Genomic DNA, 20,415 nt, shown 5'->3' with positions numbered 1-20,415 from the left:
AGCGAGGGCACGGGTCGCTGTCCGTGCTGAGGTTGATCGGTCCCATTCTGCCGCCGGGGCGGCAGCGGGACGAAACTGATAGTCCGCCCTACCGGGCGGGACGCCTGCCTAGTAGAACGAGTAGCCGAGGTCGGCCTCGTCGTCGGGCGCGTCCGCCCGACGACGGTCCTCGTCCTGGTGCGCGGCGGCGCGGCGCGCACGGGTCACCTCGGGATCGGGCTGACCGTCCGCCAGCAGGGCCGCGCGGAGCTCACGCTCCCGCTCGGCCCGCGCCACCGTGAACTCTGCCCGGAACTGGCGGGCGAACTGCGAGACCCGCGCCCCGGCGTCGTCCACCACCGCTGCAGCGCGGTCGCTGACCGCCGCGGGCGTGTAGCGGGCCACGAGGCGCCTGCCCTGCCGGTAGACGACTACCGTGACAGCCACTCCGACGCCGACCCAGAACAGCCGGCGCATCAGAGGGTGCCGTCCGTGGCGCCCGAGTGCTTGCCGCCTGCGCCGCCCGCGGCGCGGCCGAAGGCGCGGCGCACGGCGTACGAGAACGCGGCGACCTTGACGAGCGGTCCGCCCAGCGTCGCGGCGTACAGCCCGGTCAGCGCCGACACGTTCTCGCTCACCTGGGCGGCGGACGTGGTGATGGTGTCCACCTTGACGAGCTGCGTGTTGGCCGAGGCCACCGTGCCGGCGGCCTCGTCGAGGATCGGCACGGAGTGGTCGGTCACGGTCCGGATGCTGACGCGGGCCTCGTCCAGGACACGGCCGAGCTTCCAGAGCGGGACCGCGAGGAACCCGACCAGGAGCACGAACGCGATCGCCGCGATGAGACCTGCCACGTCGCCGAGGGTCATGCCCGATCCTGCCTCTCCTGCGCCACCTGTCCGATACCTGCCACGCCACCCTATCCCGCCGAGTTGCTCCCGCAACGTGCGCGAACGCCCCGCCTGCACCGAGGTGCGGGCGGGGCGTTCACGGTGACATCAGCGAGCGTAGAACTCGACGACCAGCTGAACCTCGCACGTCACCGGGATCTCGGCGCGCGCGGGGCGGCGGGCCAGCGTGGCCGACAGCTTCTCGAGCTGCACGTCCAGGTAGCCGGGGACGGCACCGAGCACGTCGCGGTGGGCGCCGGCGGCGGCGACCTGGAACGGCGTGGTCGGCTGGCTCTTCGGCTTGACCTGGATGGTCTGGCCGACCTTCACGCGGAACGACGGGCGGTCCACGATCTTGCCGTCCACGAGGATGTGGCGGTGCGTGACGTGCTGGCGCGCCTGCAGGATGGTGCGGGCGAAGCCGGAGCGGAGCACGAGGGCGTCGAGACGCGTCTCGAGGTCCTCGACCATGACCTCACCGGTCAGGCCCGGCTGCTTGCGGGCGTTCTCGTACACCTTGACGAGCTGCTTCTCGCGCAGCATGTACTGGGCGCGGAGACGCTGCTTCTCGCGCAGACGCACGGCGTAGTCCGACTCGGTGCGGCGACGGGCGCGGCCGTGCTCACCGGGCGGGTAGGGGCGCTTCTCGAAGTGCTTGACGGCCTTGGGCGTGAGCGCCAGGCCGAGGGCGCGGCTCAGGCGGACCTGGCGGCGCGAACGGGTGACAGAGGTCACGGTGTTCCTGTCCTGTAGTGATCGAAGAGGTCACACCCGGGGCGCACCGTTGCCCTGCCGACGCCGTCGAAGGCGCCCGCTGGGCGAGGTGTGCCGGGTGCGGGACCAGCCGATGGACTCCGTCGCCGGAGGTCACGGGGCCGAGGTCCCAGGGAGCTGCCGTCAGGACGGCAACCTGAGCATCTTACCCCACCGGGGTTGCCACGGGCTCCTGCACCACCGGCTCGTGGTGGTGGCGACGCTCCAGGGCGGCGCCCTCGATGTCCGCGTTCGGCAGGATCCGGTCGAGCCACTTCGGGATCCACCACGCGGCGTCACCGACGAGGTGCATCAGCGCGGGCACCAGGGTCATGCGCACCACGAACGCGTCCACGAGCACACCGAAAGCCAGCGCGAACCCGATGGGCCGGACCATCGACAGGTGGGCGAAGACGAAGCCGCCGAACACCGAGATCATGATGATCGCGGCGGCGGTGACCACCGCCCGCCCGGCGACGAGGCCGCGGCGCACCGCGACCCGGCCGCTCGCCCCGTGGGCGTACGCCTCGCGCATGCCGGAGACGAGGAAGAGCTGGTAGTCCATGGCCAGCCCGAAGAGCACGCCCACCAGGATGGTCGGGAGGAAGCTCAGGACGGGTCCGGGTGTGCTGACCGCGAACAGGTCGGCGAGCCAGCCCCACTGGTAGATCGCGACCACGCCGCCGAGCGATGCGAAGAGCGACAGGACGAACCCGAGGGTGCCGATCACCGGCACCAGGATCGAGCGGAACACCACCACCAGGATCAGGAGCGACAGGCCCACCACGATGGCGAGATAGGTGGGCAGCGCGTCCGCGAGCTGCTGCGAGACGTCGATGTTGCCGCTCGCCTGGCCGGCCACGCCGAGCGTGACAGCGCCGGAGTCGTCCTGGAGCTCGAGGCCGCGCAGGTGGTGCACCAGGTTCTCGGTCGAGACGCTGCTCGGGCCCTCGACGGGAACCACCTGGTACGCGGCGACGCTGTTGTCCTCCGCCAGCCCCACGGGCACGACGGCGGCGACGTCCTCCTGCGCGAGCAGGTCGGTGCCGACGCGGACCTGCGCCTCCTCGGCCGACGCGTCGTCCAGCCCGGCGGGCAGGTCGGCCATGACGAGCAGCGGGCCGTTGATGCCGGCGCCGAACTTCTCGGCCGTGACCTCGTAGGCGCGGTACTGCGGGGAGTCCACCGGCTCGGCGGACCCGTCCGGGAGGCCGAGGCGCAGCGACATGGCCGGGAGGCCGATGACGATCAGAACGCCGACGGCGACCACTGCGCGCACCACGGCCCGCCAGGTCGCGACGGGCTTGTCCCCGCCGGTCGACGAGGCGCCGGTCGGACCGCCCGGCGGCAGCAGCTGGCCCGCCTCGAGCGCGGCGCGCTCCTTGCGGCGCAGCACCTTGCGGCCCGTCAGGCCGAGCATGGCCGGGGTGAGCGTCACCGCGACGAGGACGGCGACGAGCACGCAGGCCGCGCCGACGGACCCCATGAGGCCGAGGAAGCCGATGCCGGTCACGTTCAGCGCGACGAGGGCGATGATCACCGTGAGGCCGGCGAACACCACGGCGTTGCCGGACGTGCCGTTCGCCAGGCCGATCGACTCCTGCAGCTCCATGCCCTCCCGCAGCTGCCGCCGGTGCCGGTTGAGGATGAAGAGCGAGTAGTCGATGCCGACCGCCAGCCCGATCATCAGGCCGAGCATGGGCGTCACGGCGACCATGTCCAGGACGCCGGAGAGGGAGAGCGCGCCGAGCGCCCCCACGCCCACGCCGACGAGCGCGGCAAGGATCGGCAGACCGGCAGCGACGAACGTGCCGAGCATGACGAGCAGCACGATCCCCGCGATGACGACACCGACCGCCTCGCCCGGCCCCAGCAGCGACGAGACGTCGCGGACCAGGTCGGCGGACGGGTCCGCGGTGACACCCTCGACCGCGTTGTCCTCGAGGGTCGCCACGACGGCGTCCTTGACCTCCGTCGGGACCTCGATCGCGGCGCTGTCGAACGTGACGATGCCGACCGCGGCGCTGCTGTCCTCGGAGACCGTGCGGAACTCGCGGGACATCTCGAGCTGGGCCTCGGCCAGGCCGATCGTCCGCTCGTTGTCGTCCAGGTTGGTGGTCGCCGCGTCGACCTGGACCCAGCCGGCGTCCAGCGCGCTCTGGCCGGCCGCCAGCTGCGCGCCCTGCGCGTCGAGCTGCGCCTGCTGGGCATCGAGCCGCGCGATCGCGGCTGCGGGAGCGCCGGCCGACTCGGCCTGGGCGCGGGCGGCGTCGAGCTGCTGCTGGCCCGCCTCCAGCTGGGTGCGGGCGGACGCGAGCTGCTCGGTCTGGGCCTCGAGCTGGGCCCTCGAGGCCTCCAGCTGGTCCTTGCCCGCCTCGAGCTGGCTGCGGCCGTCGGTGACCTGCTGCTCGGCGGCGGCGCGGTCCTCGGCCGTCGCGAACGGGTCGGTGGTGCCGTCGACGCCGTCCAGGGTCGCGATCTCCGCGAGGGCGTCCGAGATCCCGGCCTGCTGCTCCTCGGTGAAGGGCTCGCCCGAGCCGGTGTGGAACACGACGGTGGCCGACCCTCCCCCGGCCTCCGGGAGGACCTCCTTGAGGCGGTCGCTCACCTGCTGCGTGGGGGTGTCGGGGATGGTGATCGCCGAGCCGAGCGTGCCGCCGAACGCGACGTACGCGCCGGCGACGACCGCGAGCACGGCCACCCATGCCCCGATCACGAGCCACGCGCGACGCGCCGCAGCCCTGCCGAGACGGTACAGGAGCTCTGCCATGGTGGTGATGTTCCTCTTCTGTGTCTGGGGGCGAGAGAGGTGGTGCGGTCAGGACCGCGAGGCGTAGCCGTCGCGGAAGGTGGTGAGGAGGCGGTCGACGAGCTCGTCCCACAAGGCGCGCGACGCCGGGTCGTCGCTCGCGCCGGTGCGCTCGTGCCAGTGGTGGGCGACTGCGCCGAGCCCGCCCACGAGAGAGCCCACGAGGAGGTCGACGTCGAGGGGGTCGGCACCGGGGTGCCGACGACGCACCTCTTCCGCCAGCCGGGCGGACGTCACGTTGAGCGCCTCCTTGACCCAGGCCTCGTGACGCGGGTCGGCATCGCACTGTGGCCCGAGCATGCGCAGCAGGCGGGAGACGGGGGTCACGAGGTCGCTCGACCTCAGCACGCTCGCGATCTCGTCGAACATCGACGTGGCGGTGCCCTCGCCCACAGGGGTGGCTTCCGCGACCGCCATGAACTCGTCGACCACGATGCCCAGCGCCTCGGTGAAGCCCGCGGGCACGATCTCGTCCAGCGACGCGAAGTGGTTGAAGATCGTCCGCCGCGAGACGTCGGCACGAGCGGCCAGCTCGTCGACGGTGAGCCCGGTGACGCCGCGCTCACCCACGATCTGGGCGGCGGCTCTGATGATCGCGTGCCGGTTGGCGGCCTTCAGCGCGGTCCTGCGGTCAGTGACCTCCACGCTGATTACACTAAGTGCATCGCTGCACTCAGTGCAACCTGAGTCTCAGGACGCGTCGTCGTCGAGGATGGCCCGGATGCGCTGCAGCCGCTCCGTCACCTGCCGTTCGAAGCCACGGTCGCTCGGCGCGTAGTAGCGCCGCCCCGCCAGCTCGTCCGGCAGGTACTGCTGCGGAGCGACGGCGTGCGGCCAGTCGTGCGCGTACCGGTACTCCTTGCCGTGCCCGAGCCGGTCGGCGCCCGCGTAGTGGGCGTCCCGGAGGTGCATCGGCACCGTGCCCACCCGTCCCGCCCGGACGTCCGCGAGCGCCGCGTCGATGCCGAGGTACGCGGCGTTCGACTTGGGCGCCGTCGCGAGGTGGACCACCGCCTCCGCGAGCACGATGCGGCCCTCGGGCATACCGATGAGCTGGACGGCCTGCGCGGCGGCGACGGCGGTCTGGAGCGCGGAAGGGTCGGCGAGGCCCACGTCCTCCGCGGCCGAGATCACGAGCCGGCGGGCGATGAACCGCGGGTCCTCCCCCGCCGCGACCATGCGCGCGAGGTAGTGGAGGGCCGCGTCGACGTCGGAGCCGCGGATCGACTTGATGAACGCGGAGATCACGTCGTAGTGCTGGTCGCCGTCCCGGTCGTAGCGCACCGCGGCGACGTCGACGGCGCGCTCCACGGTGGCGAGGTCGACGACCGGGGTCACCACCGCGTCGTCGGGCACCGCGTCGTCGGGCACCGCGTCGTCGGGCACCGCGTCGGCGGAGAGGGCCGCGCCCGCCGCGGCCTCCAGGATGGTGAGGGCCTTGCGGGCGTCTCCGCCCGCCAGGCGCACGAGGTGCTCCTCGGCCTCCTCGGCGAGCGTGACCGAGCCGGCGAGGCCGCGCGGGTCGGCGACGGCGCGCCGCACCAGGTCGCGCACGTGCTCGGAGGTGAGTGGCTGGAGCGTGAGGAGGAGCGACCGTGACAGGAGCGGGGAGTTGACGGAGAAGCTGGGGTTCTCCGTGGTCGCGGCGACGAGCGTGACCCAGCGGTTCTCGACGCTGGGCAGGAGGGCGTCCTGCTGCGACTTGGAGAACCGGTGCACCTCGTCGATGAAGAGGACCGTCTCGTCGCCGCCGGTGGCGAGCCTGCGCCGGGCGTCCTCGATCACCTGGCGAACGTCCTTGACGCCCGCGGTGACGGCGGACAGCTCGACGAACCTGCGGCCGGACGCCGTCGCGACGAGGTACGCGAGCGTGGTCTTGCCGGTACCGGGCGGCCCCCACAGGATGACCGACGACGGCGCCGCGCGCCCCGCCCCGCTCCCCGCGGGCTCGATGAGGCGGCGCAGGGGGGACCCCGGTTCCAGGAGGTGCTGCTGCCCGGCGATCTCGTCGAGGCTGACGGGGCGCATCCGCACCGCGAGAGGGGACGCCGGCCCGGAGCGGGGGGTGCCCCGGGAGTCGGTGGTCGCGGCGTCGAACAGGTCCATGGGTCCCAGCGTACGGACCGCCGGTGACACTCCCGGCCCGCGCGGCCCTGCGGCGGGACCCCTCTACGACGGGATAAAACGGTCCGTCAGTGAGATAGTCAAGCGGTGATCTCCTCGCTGTTCTCCCTGCTCGGGCGGGTGGTCGCCCGCCGGCCGTGGCTGACTGTCGGCGTGTGGGTGGTGCTGGCGGTCGCCGGCTACGCCGCGGCGGTGCTCGGTGTCGGCGGATCCTCGCTGTTCGACCGGGTGTCCACCGGCGCGCCGATGGTTCCCGGATCGGAGAGCCAGGAGGGCCAGGACCTGCTCGACGAGGTCGACGTGAGCGGGGAGTCCGTCACGCTCCTCGTCCAGGGGGTGGACCCGGCCGACCCGGCGGTGGCCGAGGCGTTGGCCACCGAGAACCGGCGGCTCGGGGCGATCGCCGGCGTCGAGACCGTCATCGACCCGTACGTGCTCGAGGGCGGGCTGGAGAACCCGGCGGCAGCGACCCTCGTCGCGGAGTCGGGAGACGGCTTCGTCGTCGAGGTCACGCTGGCCCCGGACCTCACGGAGGCCGAGCGCGACGAGACGCACGACCTCGTGGTGGAGCGGCTGCAGGCGCTTCCCGGCACGCTCGGCGGCGACGCGACCGGCCTGGTCAGCAGCGCCGACCTGGTGCTGGGCGAGATCACCGGGCAGGTTCGCGAGGACCTGGAGACCGGGGAGGCCGTGGCGCTGCCGGTGGCGCTGCTCGTCATGGTGCTGGTCTTCGGCGGGTTCCTCGCCGCCGCGATGCCCATGGCCGGGGCGATCGCGTCCATCGGCGTCGGTCTGGGCGTGCTCCTGGGCCTGACGTACGTGATGGGCGTGGACGCGTCGGTGGTCAACGTCGTCTCGCTCCTCGCCATCGGCCTGTCGATCGACTACGGCCTGCTCATGGTCTCCCGCTACCGGGAGGAGCTCGGCAACCTGGCCGACGACGCCGAGGCCGTGGAGGGCCTGCGCCGCCGGCGGCGGGACGGCGTGGTGCTGGAGGCCGTGTCCCGGACCATGGCGACCGCCGGGCAGACCGTCACGTTCTCGGCCGTCACGGTGGCGATCTCGATCGCCGGTCTCATGGTCTTCTCGCCCGAGATCCTCCGGAGCATCGGTGCCGGCGGCGTGGCCGTCATCCTCATCGCCGTGCTGACCGCGCTCACGCTCGTCCCCGCGCTCCTCACCCTCACCGGCCGCCGTCTCGAGCGCCCGGGGCTCCTCGGCCGAGTGCCGTTCCTCCGCGGGCTCCTGGCGCGGACAGCAGACGTCCGGGCCGACGACGGCCGGTTCTCGCGTCTCGCGGTCGTGGTGCAGAAGCACCCCTGGTGGACCGCGGGCGGCACGCTCCTGGTGCTGCTCCTCCTCGCCTCGCCCGTGCTCGGGCTGCAGATGCGCAGCTCGGGCATCGAGCTGCTGCCGGCCTCCTCCGAGCAGCGGCGGCTCGTGGAGATCCTCGCCGAGGACTACCCGGCGAGCGACGGGGCGGAGGTGACGGTCCTCGCGGCGACCGGTGCGGACGCCGCAGCCGGGCTCGCGGCGGAGATCGGCGCCCTCGACGGCGTGTCAGCGGTGGACGAGCCTCGCCCGGCGGCCGGCTACACGGTGATCGGCGTGCACGTCGCCGGGAGCGACCCGGCCGGGGCCGAGGCCATCGGCGTCGTCGACGCGCTGCGGGGGCTCGACCCCGGGTTCGACACGTGGGTGACCGGTCAGGCGGCCGCCCAGGTGGACTTCCGCGACGCCCTGGCCGACCGCGTGTGGTGGGCCGTGGCCGTGGTCGTGGTGGCCACGATGCTGCTGCTGTTCCTCATGACGGGCTCGGTGGTGCTGCCCGTCAAGGCGATCCTCACCAACGCGGTGTCGCTCGCCGCCTCGCTCGGGGTGCTCGTCTGGGGCTTCCAGGACGGGCACCTCGAGGGGCTGCTCGGCTTCGACGCGGTGGGCGGCATCGAGACGTACGTCGTGGCGCTCGTCGTCGCCTTCGCCTTCGGGCTCGCGATGGACTACGAGCTGTTCCTGCTGTCGCGCGTCCTCGAGCTGCACCACGAGGGCCGCAGCGACGAGGAGGCGGTCCGGGTGGGGCTGCAGCGCTCCGGCCGCATCATCACCTCGGCCGCCGCCATCATCGTGGTCGTGTTCGCCGGGTTCGTCGCCGGTCAGCTGCTCGTCATCAAGGAGGTGGGCTTCGCCCTCGCCGTCGCCGTGGTCATCGACGCCACGCTCGTGCGGCTGCTGCTGGTGCCCGCCTCCATGACGCTGCTGGGCCGGTGGAACTGGTGGGCGCCCACCTTCCTGCGCCGGGTGCACGCCCGGGCCGGCATCGAGCACTGAGCCCAGCGGGCTCCGTCAGTCGAAGGTGCTCGGGTCCGAGACCGCTGCCGTCCCGACCACCACGAACGCGAAGATGAACCAGATGATGACCAGGACGAGCGCGAGGGCACTCCACGCGATGCCGATCCAGCCGGTCACGATGCCCGCGGTGGCCATGCCGTCGTTGTCGGCGAGCCCCTGGCGCACCGCCTGCTTGGCCTTGAGCCCCAGGATCACGGCCGGGATGCCGCCGACCAGGCCGAACGCCAGCAGGCCGAGCAGCCCGAACACGAGCGAGAGGACGCCCAGGTCGTTCTTCGGCATCACGGGCCGGGGCGCGTAGCCGTACGCCGGGTACTGCTGCGCCGGCTGGCCGGCGTAGGGCTGGTTCCCGTACGGCTGGTTCGGGTACGGCTGACCTGCGTACTGCTGCGTCAGGTCGGGCTGCGCCGCCTGGTAGGGCTGCTCCGGCTGCGCCGCCTGGTAGGGCTGCTCCGGCTGCGCCGCCTGGTAGGGCTGCTCCGGCTGCGCCGCCTGGTACGGGTACGACGGCTCAGGCTGCGGGGACGGCGAGGAGGGCTGCTCCGGCTGCGGGGACGGCGAGCTCCAGCCGCTGTCGGACTGCGTCATGACGACACCTTTCGAACGAGGAAGCCCGAGACTAGCAGTCACTCCGGACGTGCCCGCATCCCTCCGACGAGCGCGTCCCGCAGGCGTTCCGGCAGGTCGGGCGGCACGTCGGCGGGGACGGCGAGCGCGTGCAGCGCACGGCTGTAGTAGTTGCGGGCCGACGCCGCCAGCACCACGTCGACGATCTGCCGGTCGGTGAACCCGACCTCCCGGAGCCGCAGGGTGTCGGCCTCCGTCATGGACGCCGGGTCGCCGCCGCTCAGGCGCTCCGCCACCTCCATCGCCGCCACCTCCGCGTCGGACAGGCCCGCGTCGTGGAAGTCGGTGGCGATCCGTACGAGCTGGTCGTCGTCGAACACGGACCGGGACTTGTGCCCGTGCGCCAGCCGGCACGGCTGCGAGCGGAGAGCGCCGGCCGCCGCGAGCGTCACCAGCTCGTACAGCCGCAGGCCCAGGCTCGGCACGACAGCCCGGACCAGCGCCTCGAACGCGTGCTGCGCCTCGGGGTTGGTCGCCATGACCCGGGTGTAGCCAGGGACGTAGCCGAGGGTGTCCAGATCGCCCGCGTAGAGCTCCGCCCAGGTGCCCGACGCCTCCTCCGGCTCCGGCGTCCTGATGATGGTCATGCTGCCAGCGTCCCACCGCCGCCGAGACCCCGGTAGCCAGGACCGGGGTGAACCTCCGGCGCCCTGGCCGGAGTGCCGTCAGCGCTCGGGACGCCAGGTCTCCACCTCGTGCAACAGCTCGAAACCGAGCCGCTCGTACACCCGGCGGGCCACGTGGTTGTCGTCGTACATCCCGAGCACCACCAGGCCGTGGTCGCGAACGCCGTCGGCGGTGGCGCGGGCCGTCACCGCCGCGGCGAGGCCGCGGCCACGCCGCTCCGGGCGGGTGCCGATGCCGCCGAGGTGCACCAGGCCGCCGTCGGGCGGGGTCGTCGCGCACGCCACCGCGGCGAGCGTCCCGTCCTGGTCCCGCCACCCGTACCAGGTCGAGAGCCGGTCGCCCGGGCGGTGCTCGGTCGTCGGGTTCGCCACGGCCAGGCACTCCTCGACCGCGACGGCGTCCCGCCCGCGGGCGTCCGCGGCGCCCTGGCCGTCGCGCCGCTCCGGCCCCGCGCCCTCCGAGGCGACGACGTCCAGCAGCTGGACCGCCGCCGGGTCAGTGCCCGGAGCCACCCGAGGCGCACGCTCGGTACCGAGACGGTCCCACGTGGAGCGGCGGGTGAGGTGCCAGCTCGCCAGCAGGTCGCCGGCGTGCACGCCCGTGCCCCGCGTCAGGGATATCGCACCGGGCGCCGCCGGGCCCGGCGCCACCACCTCGGGCGCGGCCTCGCGCAGCAGGGCACCCAGCCGGGACGGCTCCCCCACGCCCATCAGGACAGGGGCGTGGGGGCGGCCGTCCGGCGGGACGATCCGCACGAGCGCCGCGGCGCCGTCGTCGTCCCGGCCGTCCGACCACGACGCGACGGCCCGCCAGCCGAACGGGTGCACCAGGAACGGGTGCGCGAGCCCCCGCCCGGCGAGGCGGCCGACGCCCGGTCGCCGGCCGGCGACCGGCCCCGCGCTCACTCCGCGGGAGCGGCCACCTGGGCGGCCGGAGCCTCGGGCTTGGCGTCCACGCCGGCCTCCTTGCGCTGCTCCGGCGTGATGGGCGCCGGCGCCGCCGTCAGCGGGTCGTAGCCGCCGCCCGACTTCGGGAAGGCGATCACGTCGCGGATCGACGGCGACTTCGTCAGCAGGGCGACGATGCGGTCCCAGCCGAACGCGACACCGCCGTGCGGCGGGGCGCCGAACTGGAAGGCGTCGAGCAGGAAGCCGAACTTCTCCTGCGCCTCGGCCTCGCCGATGCCCATCACCTGGAAGACGCGCTCCTGGACGTCCCGGCGGTGGATACGGATCGAGCCGCCACCGATCTCGTTGCCGTTGCACACGATGTCGTACGCGTAGGCCAGGGCCTCGCCCGGGTCCTTGTCGAACGTGTCGAGCCACTGGGCGGTGGGCGACGTGAACGCGTGGTGCACGGCAGTCCAGGCCGAGCTGCCCAGGTCGACGTCGTCGTCCTCGCCGGCGGGCTTGAACATCGGCGCGTCGACGACCCACACGAACGACCAGGTGTCGTCCGTCTCGGGGGTGCCGATCTGGCCGAGCTTGCGCGCGATCTCCAGCCGGGCGGCGCCGAGGAGCGCCCGTGCCTCCGTCGTCTTGCCCGCGGCGAAGAACACCGCGTCGCCCGGCTGGGCGCCCGTGGCCTCGGCCAGGCCGTCACGCTCCGTGTCGGACAGGTTCTTGGCCACCGGGCCACCCAGCGTGCCGTCGGCTGCGAACGTGACGTACGCGAGGCCGCGGGCGCCGCGCTGCTTGGCCCACTCCTGCCAGGCGTCGAACTGGCGGCGCGGCTGGTCGGCGCCGCCCGCCATCACGACCGCGCCCACGTACTCGGCCTGGAACACCCGGAAGGGCGTGTCCTTGAAGTAGTCCGTGAGCTCCACCAGGGGGTTGCCGAACCGCAGGTCCGGCTTGTCCGAGCCGTAGAGGCGCATCGCCTCGTGGAACGTCATGCGCGGGATCGGCGTCGGGATCTTGTAGCCGATCAGGTCCCACAGCGCGACGAGGATCTTCTCCGCGAGCTCGATCACGTCGTCCTGCTCGACAAAGCTCATCTCGACGTCGAGCTGCGTGAACTCCGGCTGCCGGTCCGCACGGAAGTCCTCGTCGCGGTAGCAGCGGGCGATCTGGTAGTAGCGCTCCATACCCGCGACCATGAGCAGCTGCTTGAACAGCTGCGGCGACTGGGGCAGGGCGTACCACGAGCCCGGCGACAGGCGGGCCGGGACCAGGAAGTCGCGGGCACCCTCCGGCGTGGACCGGGTCAGGGTCGGCGTCTCGATCTCCACGAAGTCGTGCTCGTCGAGCACGCGCCGCGCTGCCTGGTTGGCCTTGGCGCGGAGGCGCAGGGCCGTGGCGGGCGCGGGACGGCGCAGGTCGAGGTAGCGGTGCTTGAGACGCGCCTCCTCACCGATCACCTCGGTGTCCGCGAGCGCCGTCGACACCTGGAACGGCAGCGGCGCCGACTCGTTGAGCGTCACGACCTCGCGGGCGATGACCTCGACGTCGCCGGTCGCGAGGTTCGCGTTCGCGTTGCCCTCGGGCCGGCGGCTGACCTCCCCCGTGACCTGCAGCACGTACTCGGCGCGGAGTGGGTGGGCGACCGACTCGTCGCGGATCACGACCTGGGCGATGCCGGAGGCGTCGCGCAGGTCGATGAAGGCCACTCCACCGTGATCACGGCGACGATCGACCCAGCCCGTGAGGGTGACGGTCTGACCGATGTGCTCGGCCCGCAGTGAGCCGGCCGTGTGGGTGCGGAGCACGGAGGTTCCTTTCGAAACGTGGGGTGGCCCGGCGGCGCCGGGCAGCGGCGGCGTCGGTGGGAGGACGCCCTGGCGAGTCTAGTCGGTGGTCAGGGCGCGGGCGCCGTCGTCGGCCCCGGCGTACCGTTGGCGCCATGGCCAGGACGATCGCGACCAGCACCCGGACCACCCGCGAGGAGCTCCTCGCGTTCCTCCGCACCCGCCGCAACGGCATCCTCGTGACGACGAGGAACGACGGCGGCCCGCAGCTCAGCCCGGTGACCTACGGCGTGGACGCTGAAGGCCGGGTGGTGGTCTCCACCTATCCCGAGCGTGCCAAGGTGCTCAACCTCAAGCGGCGCCCGCAGGCGTCGTTCCTGGCCCTCGGCGACGACTTCGGCGACGCCTGGGTCCAGGTGGACGGCACGGCCGAGGTCCTGGACGTGCCGGAGTCCGTCGAGCCGCTCGTCGAGTACTACCGCGCGGCCGCGGGTGAGCACCCCGACTGGGACGAGTACCGCGAGGCCATGGTGAAGCAGGGCAAGTCCGTGGTCCGGATCCGCATCGAGCGCTGGGGTCCGGTGGCGACGGGCGGCTTCCCGGCGCGTCTCGCGGACTGAGCGCCGCTCAGAACAGCACCTGCTCCGTCCCGGCGGCCGCGAGCGGCATCGGGCCTGCGACCGCGGGCAGCCCCGGCAGGGCGCCCGCGGGGTAGTCCCCGTCGTCGTGCCGGTCCGTCGGCGCGATGCCGTCCGGGTACGTACCACCGCCACGCCGGCGGTGCCCGGAGCTCCCGAACCCGCGCTCGTCGAGCAGCGGCTGGACCCGCGCCCAGAGCCAGTCGCGGTACCCCTTGTGGGCGTAGGCGCCGCGGCCGTACACGCGCCCGTAGCCGGCGACGAGCCGCGGGTGGTCGCGCCCCAGCCACTCGAGGTACCACTCCCGTGTACCGGGGCGCAGGTGCAGCGGGATCACCGTCACGCCGGTGGCACCGGCCTCGACGACCGAGTCGAGCAGCCGGCGCAGGTGGTCCATCGAGTCGGTGAGCCACGGGAGCACGGGTGCCACCATGACCCCGCACGGGAGGCCCACGTCCCGGACCGCGCGGATCAGGTCCAGCCGTGCGCGCGGCGTGGGCGTGCCGGGCTCGACGGCCTGCTGCAGCTCCTCGTCGGCGAACGCCAGGGAGACACCGATCCCGACCTCGACCCGCTGGGCCGCGGCGGTCAGCAGCGGCAGGTCGCGCCGCAGCAGCGTCCCCTTGGTCAGGATCGAGAACGGCGTGCCCGAGTCGGCGAGCGCCGAGATGATGCCGGGCATGAGCTTGTACCGGCCCTCGGCCCGCTGGTAGGGGTCCGTGTTGGTGCCGAGAGCGACCGACTCGCGCGCCCAGGAGGGCTTGGCGAGCTCGGCGCGCAGCACCTGGTCGACGTTGACCTTGACGACGACCTGGGCGTCGAAGTCGGCACCGGCGTCCAGGTCGAGGTATTCGTGCGTGGGCCGCGCGAAGCAGTATTTGCACGCATGCGAGCATCCGCGGTACGGGTTGACCGTCCAGCGGAACGGCATCTGCGACATGGCCGGGACCTGCGACAGCGCGCTCTTCGCCACGACCTCGTGGAACGCCATGCCCGCGAACTCCGGCGCTCGCACGGTGCGCAGGAGCCCCGCACGCCGCAGGCCCGACAGCTCGAGCCCGGGCAGCGCGCCGTCGTCGTTCGCGATCGTCTGTCCGTCCCACCTCACCCAGGCATTCGAACACGCGTTCTATGGTCGGCGCAAGCCGGGCGTCAGAGCCGCGCCTCGCACGACGCGACCACCATGCCGTCGACGGCGAGCACCGTCTCGACGACCCAGCCCGCCACCTCGTCGTCCAGCAGCGCGCGCGGCGGTGCCACGTGGAAGGCCCCAGCCGCCGGGTGCGCCAGGCCACGGGAGATGTCGTCCTGCGAGGTGACGGTGCCGTCGTCGGACACCACGGCCCGGGCAGCGGGATACGCCGCGCCCTCCGGGTCGCGGAAGGCCACGCTGACGCTGCCCGACGCCGGGCCCGCGCCCTCGCCGCGCGCCTCGCCCCGGGCAGTGGTGACCCAGGTGACGTCGAGGTGGTCCCGCGGGTCCGGCAGCGACAGGCCGACCAGGTCCCGGCCGTAGGCCACCCACGCGACGTCGGCTGCGTAGTCGGCACCGTTCGGCCCGACGTCGCAGGCCAGAGGCCTGGACTCCTTCACCACCGGTGCGAACGCCCACCCCGACCAGACGAGGGCCATCACCCCGCCCGTCACGATCGCGCTCACAGCGAACCGTCGCACCCGCCGGGCGGGCGTGACGTGCAGGACGTTGTCGCTGGAGGACTCGCCGCCCGGCGACCGCCGGCACAGCCCGCGCGACCGTGCGGGGGGCGGTGACGCGGAACGGGTCACGTGGACGAGGGCCTCGGCCCATTCGCCGACGACCCCCTCGCGTGGTGTCTCGGAACCAGCCATCGCGGTCTCCCGGGTTCTCGCCCCGGCTGGCGGCCCGCCCGGGGTGATTCCGACGGATCAATTCGATCCCCGCCGGACGGTACCCGACTGAAGCGGCATAACTTACCGAGCAGTAATCACCCGCCCGGACCCGGGTCACGGCTCAGCCCCCGGCCCCCGGCTTGGGGTGACGGCCCCGGTAGATCCGTCGCGCAAGGACGACGTAACCCATGCCGATCAGGCCTGAGAGCCCCACATGACCGTCGAGCGCGGCGAGCAGCAGCACGGCGAGCACCAGCACCACGAGCGCGAGGCCCGCCAGGAGGAGCAGCGTGACCGCGCGGCTGGGACGCTTCGGCACCGCCTCACCCTCGCGGCCTTCCCCGGTCGCAGGCTGCGGGATCCGCTCGGGGTCGCGCGCGGGCAGCGGCACCACGAGGTGCGCCGGGACCCGCGCGTCGATCTCACGCGCGACCACCTCAGGCGTCAGCCCGGGGAACAGCGTGGGCTCGGCCGCCACCGAGTACCCGTCCCGCGCGGTCAGGTATCGCGCGCCGTCGGGCCGGGTGGTCATCGCGGCGAGCTCGTCGAAGCGCACGGTGTTCGCGCCGTCCGGCGCGCTGATCGACACTCCGTCGGGGGCGAGCACGAGCGCCACCTCTGGGCTCCCCGCCATGGCCAGGCTGCGACCTTCGACCGGCTGGGTCGCCGGGTACTGGGGCGCCGGAGCAGGCCCGGCCCAGTCGATCCCACGACCCGGGACGATCCACAGCGCCCCGTCCCACACCGCCCGTGCGACCGCACGCACCTCTGCGGCGGTCACGGCTTGGAGCTCCGCCCGGAGCTGTTCCGGCGACTGGACCGGGTGCCTCATGAGCAGACTCATGGCGTAGGTCGGCAGGAGCGCCGCGCCGAGCTCGGGTACCTCGAAGCCCTTGAGGATCCGCGCCCGGGTGGCTGCCAGCTCGTCGTCGGCGACGTCGACACGTCGGAGCCGGTTCAGGGTGTCGACGAACCCGCCGACGACGGCGTCCTGCTTGTCCGCCAAGGCGTCCGCGTAGAGGGTGATCCTGGCGTGCTCGCCGTCGATCGGCGAGTAGTCGCCGTCGGCCGCGTAGGAGAGCCCGCCCTCCTGCCGCAGGTCGCGGAACAGCGCCCTCGCCGCCACCTCGGTGAAGAGCGTCGCCGCCGACGACCGCGGGACGATCGCGTCGAGCGCCACCGTGCCGTCGTACGCCCCGACGTACGCGGGCAGCTCGGGCAGCGCGAGGCTCGGCACGGGGGGCGCCACCCAGGGGCCGGACGGGAGGCGGAGGTCGAGCCCGGACGGGAGCGCATCGCTCGTGACGAACAGGACGGCGTTCTCACGGGTGAAGCGCGTCCGAGCCCAGTCGCGGACCTCGTCGGCGGTCACCCGGAACGTACCGAGCTCCTCGTAGCCCAGCAGACCGTGGTCGGTCGCGCCGTGACGCCACACGCGCAGCGTCCGCGTCCCCCGGCCGCCGCGCCCCGCCGCCTCCGTCCGCAGGATCTCCTTCTCGACTCCCAGCCGGTCGAGCGGCAGGTCGCGCAGCGCCTCGCAGACCCCGTTCAGGTACTCGACCACCTCAGCCGACGTCCCTGTGACGTGGAAGACCGTGTAGGTGTCCGCCGTCGCGCCGTTGTGGTGGGACTCGCTGAGGTTCTGCCGGAACAGCGCGAGGTGCTCCACGAGGTGCGTGATCCCGGCGGTGGCCAGCGTCTCGTCCGCCCGGCCGACGCGGAAGACGAGCCCCGCCGTGACGGGCCCCTCGCGGGGCGCGAACAGCGCCGGGACGCCGTCCACCTCGGCCATCTTCACCAGGTGCTCGACGGAGGAGAGGTCACCCGGGTGCACCCCGGCCGGTCCGGTCATGGCCGGCTCGGTCGTCGTCACAGTCCCGCCTCCCGCTTCAGCCGAGCGGCCCGGACATGGGCCCACACGGGGAAGACCATCAGCCCGAGCGCGAAGGCCAGCATGGTCCCGGCGATCTGCCACGAACCGGCGTCGACCGGCTCCTCGGTGAGCGTCATGACCCCGATGAAGGCGAAGAACGCCGCGACCGTCCCGCAGACCAGATAGGCGAGGACCAGCGCCTTCGGCGATGCCGCACCTGGCGAGGGTCCGCCGGCCACGGCGGGGACCGGAGGCACGGGCTTCTCGCCCAGGGCGAGCGCGCGTGCTCGGCGGTAGAACCCCTCGGGCGCGTGGGTGTGCACCCAGCCGGAGTCGGACGGGGACTCGCCGGCCGCTCGGAAGTGGGGCGCCGCGTCAGCGTGCCGGCCCGCCTCCGAGAACAGGAAGGCGAAGAGGCTGTGCGCCCTCACGGTGCCGGGCGAAGGGACGTGCTCCGGGTGCCACACCGATGCCAGCGCCGCGGCCCTCAGCCGCTCGACCACGACGGGGTCCTTGAGCCGGTCGGCCGAGCCGTCGTCCTCGATCCACCGCTCCAGCTCGAGCTCCGCCACCAGCCGGTGGCTCAGCGAACCGGGCGGCGCGTGCTCGACCGACGCGGCGATGAACGCCTCGGCGGCATCCCACGAGCCGCCCCACTTGGGCACGGCCTGCTGGAGGTACACCGACTGCGCAAAGACGTGGTGCGGGTCCACAGCAGCCAGGCGGTCATAACGCCGCCGCGCCTCCGCCTGGCCGAGCTCCAGCCCGCGGGAGGTCGTCAGGCGGGCCTCCCAGGCCGGAACGAACGCCGGCTCGTCGGCGCACACCTCCGCGAGGAGGCGCTCCGCCCGCCCGAGCCAGTCGTGGAACTGCGCGAACTGCTCCGCGGAGACGTGTCTCGCCCGGGCACGCGTCCGGATGTCCCAGCCGACGGTGACGTAGCGCAACGCCAGCACCGTCCGTCCCAGCGGCTCCGCCGGATCGGCCTCGACCGCAGCCTCGAGGCAGGACTCGATGCCTCTGACGTCTGCCACGAGCCACATGGCGTACGACAGCTCGTCGGACGACGTGGCCTCCCGGAGGAATGCCAGGATCGCCGCCGCGTCACTCGCGTCGCAGGCGGCTCGCAGGGCGGCGAGGTGCGGGCTCAGCGCCCACGGGTCGAAGAGCGGCGCGCCGGAGGCCCGCTCGATGGTGCTTGTCATGTCGTTCCTGGTCACAAGGTTCCGGGCCGGACCGGACGCCGTCGTCCGTTCGGCAGTGGCCGCACGTTACCAGGGATCAGGCACGGATCCAGACGCGCACCTGCTTGCCGCCGACCCCGGTCTCCTCGCCCGCCGGCACGAAGCCGCACCGCCGGGCCACGGCCTCGCTGGCGGCGTTCCCCGGCATCGTCAGGAGCGCGACCCCGGGAAACCCCGCGGCGAGCGCCCAGTCCGCGAGCGCGGCGGCGGCCCGCGTGGCGAGCCCGCGTCCGCGATGACCGGGCAGCAGGGAGTAGAAGACCTCAGGGCGAGCCGTGTCGAGGGCGCCGATCCCTGCGGTGCCGGCGGGGACGCCGTCGGCCAGCAGGACGTAGCGGGCGGCGACGCCCTCGGCCCGGCGCACCGCGGAGCGGGTGGCGCGGGTGCGCGCCTCGCGCTCCGTCATGGACGGCGGGTAGTAGGTCCAGAGCGGCACGTCGGGCACCCGGGAGAGCTCGATCTCGAGCGCCCAGTCCGCGCCGGTGAGCGCCCGCAGGCTCGCGGGCTGGTCACCAGCGCGGGCCTGCGGGAGCTCGAGGCGGTCCGGAGGGACCTCAGGCATCCGCGGGGACGACGCGGGGCCAGAGGTCGTCCGCCGGAGGCTGCCAGGCGGCCGCGTCGGCGTCGGTCTGCTCGCCGGAGCGGATGTCCTTGACCTGGTCGGCGCCGAGCGTCCCGTCCTCGCCCTCCGTCCCGGGGAACCACACGAACGGGATGCCGCGCCGGTCGGCGTACTGGATCTGCTTGCCGAACTTCGCGGCCTTGGGCGCCACCTCGACGGGGATGCCGCGGGCGCGGAGGGCTGCCGCGACGGCGTCGGACGCGGCGCGCGTCTCCTCGGACGTCACAGCGACGACGACCGCGGACGGCACCGAGCGGGTGGCCCGGACGAGCCCGCCGGACAGGAGTCGCGACACGAGACGCGAGACGCCCACGGAGATGCCGACGCCCGGGTAGGTGTTCTTGCCGTCCGACGCCAGGGTGTCGTAGCGGCCGCCGGAGCAGACGGAGCCGAGCTGCTCGTGCCCCACCAGCACGGTCTCGTAGACGGAGCCCGTGTAGTAGTCGAGCCCTCGGGCGATCTTGAGGTCGGCGACGACGACGCCTGGCGCGCGCTCCGCCGCGGCGGTGATGAGCGCCCCGAGCTCGGCGAGGCCGGTCTCGAGGAGCTCGTTGCCCGCGCCGTACGAGGCGGCGAGGGACCGGACCTCGTCGACGACCGACGCGTCGGCGCCGGAGATGGCTGCCAGCGCCAGGCAGGCCTTGGCCTGGTCCTCGGTGGCGCCGCACTCCGCGACCAGGAGCCCGGCGACGGCCTCGGGGCCGACCTTGTCGAGCTTGTCGATCTGGCGGAGGACGCCCTCGACGTCCTCGATGCCGAGGCCGCGGTAGAACCCTTCGGCGACCCGCCGGTTGTTGACGAGGATGCGGACCTCGGGCAGACCGATGGACCGGAGCGCACCGAAGGCCTCGGCCATGACGAGCGGTACCTCGACCTCGTAGTGGTACGGGAGCTCGCCGGCGCCCACCACGTCGATGTCGGCCTGGACGAACTCGCGGAACCGCCCGTCCTGGGGACGTTCACCGCGCCAGACCTTCTGGATCTGGTAGCGCTTGAACGGGAAGGCGAGGTGCCCAGCATTCTCGAGGACGTAGCGCGCGAAGGGGACCGTGAGGTCGAAGTGCAGGCCGAGCTGCTTCTCGCTGGACGACGGCCGGTCGCCCGCCTCGGCCTGCAGGCGGCTCAGGACGTAGACCTCCTTGGAGGTCTCGCCCTTGCGCAGCAGCTGGTCGAGCGGCTCGACGGCCCGCGTCTCGATCCCCGTGAACCCGTGCAGCTCGAACGTGTGCCGCAGCGTGTCGAGGACGTGCTGCTCGACGATGCGACCGTCAGGGAGCCATTCGGGGAAGCCGGAGAGAGGAGTGGGGCGAGCCATGCCTCAGATC

Annotated in this window: 18 protein-coding genes; 2 read left to right on the top strand and 16 right to left on the bottom strand. The window is 73.3% G+C overall.

Annotation, left to right across the window (positions count from 1 at the left end):
* Positions 1–108: 108 nt before the first annotated feature.
* From AC060K_RS00610 to AC060K_RS00585, 6 genes are all read right to left on the bottom strand, one after another.
* Positions 109–426 (bottom strand): hypothetical protein, encoded by a 318-nt coding sequence (locus AC060K_RS00610; RefSeq protein WP_483763502.1) that lies wholly within the window; start codon positions 424–426, stop codon positions 109–111.
* A 29-nt stretch (positions 427–455) separates the two neighbouring features.
* Positions 456–848: a DUF948 domain-containing protein gene (locus tag AC060K_RS00605; protein ID WP_483763501.1), complete on the bottom strand. Its 393-nt coding sequence runs from the start codon at positions 846–848 to the stop codon at positions 456–458.
* Between the two features lie 129 nt (positions 849–977).
* Positions 978–1,604, bottom strand: coding sequence for a 30S ribosomal protein S4 (rpsD, locus tag AC060K_RS00600; protein WP_483763500.1), 627 nt, complete (start codon positions 1,602–1,604; stop codon positions 978–980).
* 184 nt (positions 1,605–1,788) lie between these two features.
* Positions 1,789–4,392 carry an MMPL family transporter gene (locus AC060K_RS00595; RefSeq protein ID WP_483763499.1) on the bottom strand — a complete coding sequence of 868 codons (2,604 nt, stop codon included), beginning with the start codon at positions 4,390–4,392 and terminating at the stop codon, positions 1,789–1,791.
* A gap of 48 nt (positions 4,393–4,440) precedes the next feature.
* Positions 4,441–5,076 carry a TetR/AcrR family transcriptional regulator gene (locus AC060K_RS00590; protein WP_483763498.1) on the bottom strand — a complete coding sequence of 212 codons (636 nt, stop codon included), beginning with the start codon at positions 5,074–5,076 and terminating at the stop codon, positions 4,441–4,443.
* A gap of 45 nt (positions 5,077–5,121) precedes the next feature.
* The gene (locus tag AC060K_RS00585; RefSeq protein ID WP_483763497.1) at positions 5,122–6,537 is read right to left on the bottom strand and encodes a replication-associated recombination protein A; all 1,416 of its coding nucleotides are present in this window, start codon (positions 6,535–6,537) and stop codon (positions 5,122–5,124) included.
* A 105-nt stretch (positions 6,538–6,642) separates the two neighbouring features.
* Between AC060K_RS00585 and AC060K_RS00580 the strand changes: the two genes are divergently transcribed.
* Entirely contained in the window at positions 6,643–8,883 is a 2,241-nt protein-coding gene (locus AC060K_RS00580) for an MMPL family transporter (RefSeq protein WP_483763496.1), read from the top strand.
* A 15-nt stretch (positions 8,884–8,898) separates the two neighbouring features.
* Here the strand turns inward: AC060K_RS00580 and AC060K_RS00575 are convergent, their stop codons facing one another.
* From AC060K_RS00575 to aspS, 4 genes are all read right to left on the bottom strand, one after another.
* A complete protein-coding gene (locus AC060K_RS00575) occupies positions 8,899–9,492 on the bottom strand; it encodes a DUF4190 domain-containing protein (protein ID WP_483763495.1) in 594 nt (197 codons plus the stop codon).
* 38 nt (positions 9,493–9,530) lie between these two features.
* A complete protein-coding gene (locus AC060K_RS00570; protein ID WP_483763494.1) occupies positions 9,531–10,118 on the bottom strand; it encodes a carboxymuconolactone decarboxylase family protein in 588 nt (195 codons plus the stop codon).
* 78 nt (positions 10,119–10,196) lie between these two features.
* Entirely contained in the window at positions 10,197–11,063 is an 867-nt protein-coding gene (locus AC060K_RS00565) for a GNAT family N-acetyltransferase (RefSeq protein WP_483763493.1), read from the bottom strand.
* Entirely contained in the window at positions 11,060–12,865 is a 1,806-nt protein-coding gene (gene aspS / locus AC060K_RS00560; protein ID WP_483763492.1) for an aspartate--tRNA ligase, read from the bottom strand. The genes AC060K_RS00565 and aspS overlap by 4 nt, the downstream gene beginning before the upstream one ends.
* A gap of 134 nt (positions 12,866–12,999) precedes the next feature.
* On the opposite strand from aspS, the gene AC060K_RS00555 reads away from it, so the two are divergent.
* Positions 13,000–13,464 (top strand): PPOX class F420-dependent oxidoreductase, encoded by a 465-nt coding sequence (locus AC060K_RS00555; protein WP_483763491.1) that lies wholly within the window; start codon positions 13,000–13,002, stop codon positions 13,462–13,464.
* A gap of 7 nt (positions 13,465–13,471) precedes the next feature.
* Here the strand turns inward: AC060K_RS00555 and AC060K_RS00550 are convergent, their stop codons facing one another.
* The 6 genes from AC060K_RS00550 to hisS all read right to left on the bottom strand — a co-directional run bounded on the left by AC060K_RS00550 (position 13,472) and on the right by hisS (position 20,405).
* Positions 13,472–14,590 (bottom strand): Rv2578c family radical SAM protein, encoded by a 1,119-nt coding sequence (locus AC060K_RS00550; protein ID WP_483763490.1) that lies wholly within the window; start codon positions 14,588–14,590, stop codon positions 13,472–13,474.
* Between the two features lie 44 nt (positions 14,591–14,634).
* Positions 14,635–15,330 carry a hypothetical protein gene (locus AC060K_RS00545; RefSeq protein ID WP_483763489.1) on the bottom strand — a complete coding sequence of 232 codons (696 nt, stop codon included), beginning with the start codon at positions 15,328–15,330 and terminating at the stop codon, positions 14,635–14,637.
* A 142-nt stretch (positions 15,331–15,472) separates the two neighbouring features.
* Positions 15,473–17,224: a M16 family metallopeptidase gene (locus AC060K_RS00540; RefSeq protein WP_483763488.1), complete on the bottom strand. Its 1,752-nt coding sequence runs from the start codon at positions 17,222–17,224 to the stop codon at positions 15,473–15,475.
* The gene (locus AC060K_RS00535; protein ID WP_483763487.1) at positions 17,221–18,429 is read right to left on the bottom strand and encodes a hypothetical protein; all 1,209 of its coding nucleotides are present in this window, start codon (positions 18,427–18,429) and stop codon (positions 17,221–17,223) included. Before AC060K_RS00535 ends, AC060K_RS00540 begins: the two co-directional genes overlap by 4 nt.
* Before the next feature lie 76 nt (positions 18,430–18,505).
* Complete coding sequence (locus tag AC060K_RS00530; RefSeq protein WP_483763486.1) at positions 18,506–19,030, bottom strand: GNAT family N-acetyltransferase; 525 nt, start codon at positions 19,028–19,030, stop codon at positions 18,506–18,508.
* Entirely contained in the window at positions 19,023–20,405 is a 1,383-nt protein-coding gene (gene hisS, locus AC060K_RS00525) for a histidine--tRNA ligase (protein ID WP_483763485.1), read from the bottom strand. Before hisS ends, AC060K_RS00530 begins: the two co-directional genes overlap by 8 nt.
* Positions 20,406–20,415: the final 10 nt, after the last annotated feature.

The sequence above is a fragment of the Antribacter sp. NEAU-D49 genome, assembly GCF_057158775.1.
Note: the sequence above shows the minus strand (reverse complement) of the source record. Positions and strands in the feature narration are given on the sequence as shown.

What these genes read in the sequence shown, in the direction of transcription:
- AC060K_RS00605 (WP_483763501.1), bottom strand. Translation starts at nt 848, where the DNA reads ATGACCCTCGGCGACGTGGCAGGTCTCATCGCGGCGATCGCGTTCGTG.
- AC060K_RS00595 (WP_483763499.1), bottom strand. Translation starts at nt 4,392, where the DNA reads ATGGCAGAGCTCCTGTACCGTCTCGGCAGGGCTGCGGCGCGTCGCGCG.
- AC060K_RS00585 (WP_483763497.1), bottom strand. Translation starts at nt 6,537, where the DNA reads ATGGACCTGTTCGACGCCGCGACCACCGACTCCCGGGGCACCCCCCGC.
- AC060K_RS00575 (WP_483763495.1), bottom strand. Translation starts at nt 9,492, where the DNA reads ATGACGCAGTCCGACAGCGGCTGGAGCTCGCCGTCCCCGCAGCCGGAG.
- AC060K_RS00570 (WP_483763494.1), bottom strand. Translation starts at nt 10,118, where the DNA reads ATGACCATCATCAGGACGCCGGAGCCGGAGGAGGCGTCGGGCACCTGG.
- AC060K_RS00555 (WP_483763491.1), top strand. Translation starts at nt 13,000, where the DNA reads ATGGCCAGGACGATCGCGACCAGCACCCGGACCACCCGCGAGGAGCTC.
- AC060K_RS00545 (WP_483763489.1), bottom strand. Translation starts at nt 15,330, where the DNA reads ATGGCTGGTTCCGAGACACCACGCGAGGGGGTCGTCGGCGAATGGGCC.
- AC060K_RS00535 (WP_483763487.1), bottom strand. Translation starts at nt 18,429, where the DNA reads ATGACAAGCACCATCGAGCGGGCCTCCGGCGCGCCGCTCTTCGACCCG.
- AC060K_RS00530 (WP_483763486.1), bottom strand. Translation starts at nt 19,030, where the DNA reads ATGCCTGAGGTCCCTCCGGACCGCCTCGAGCTCCCGCAGGCCCGCGCT.
- hisS (WP_483763485.1), bottom strand. Translation starts at nt 20,405, where the DNA reads ATGGCTCGCCCCACTCCTCTCTCCGGCTTCCCCGAATGGCTCCCTGAC.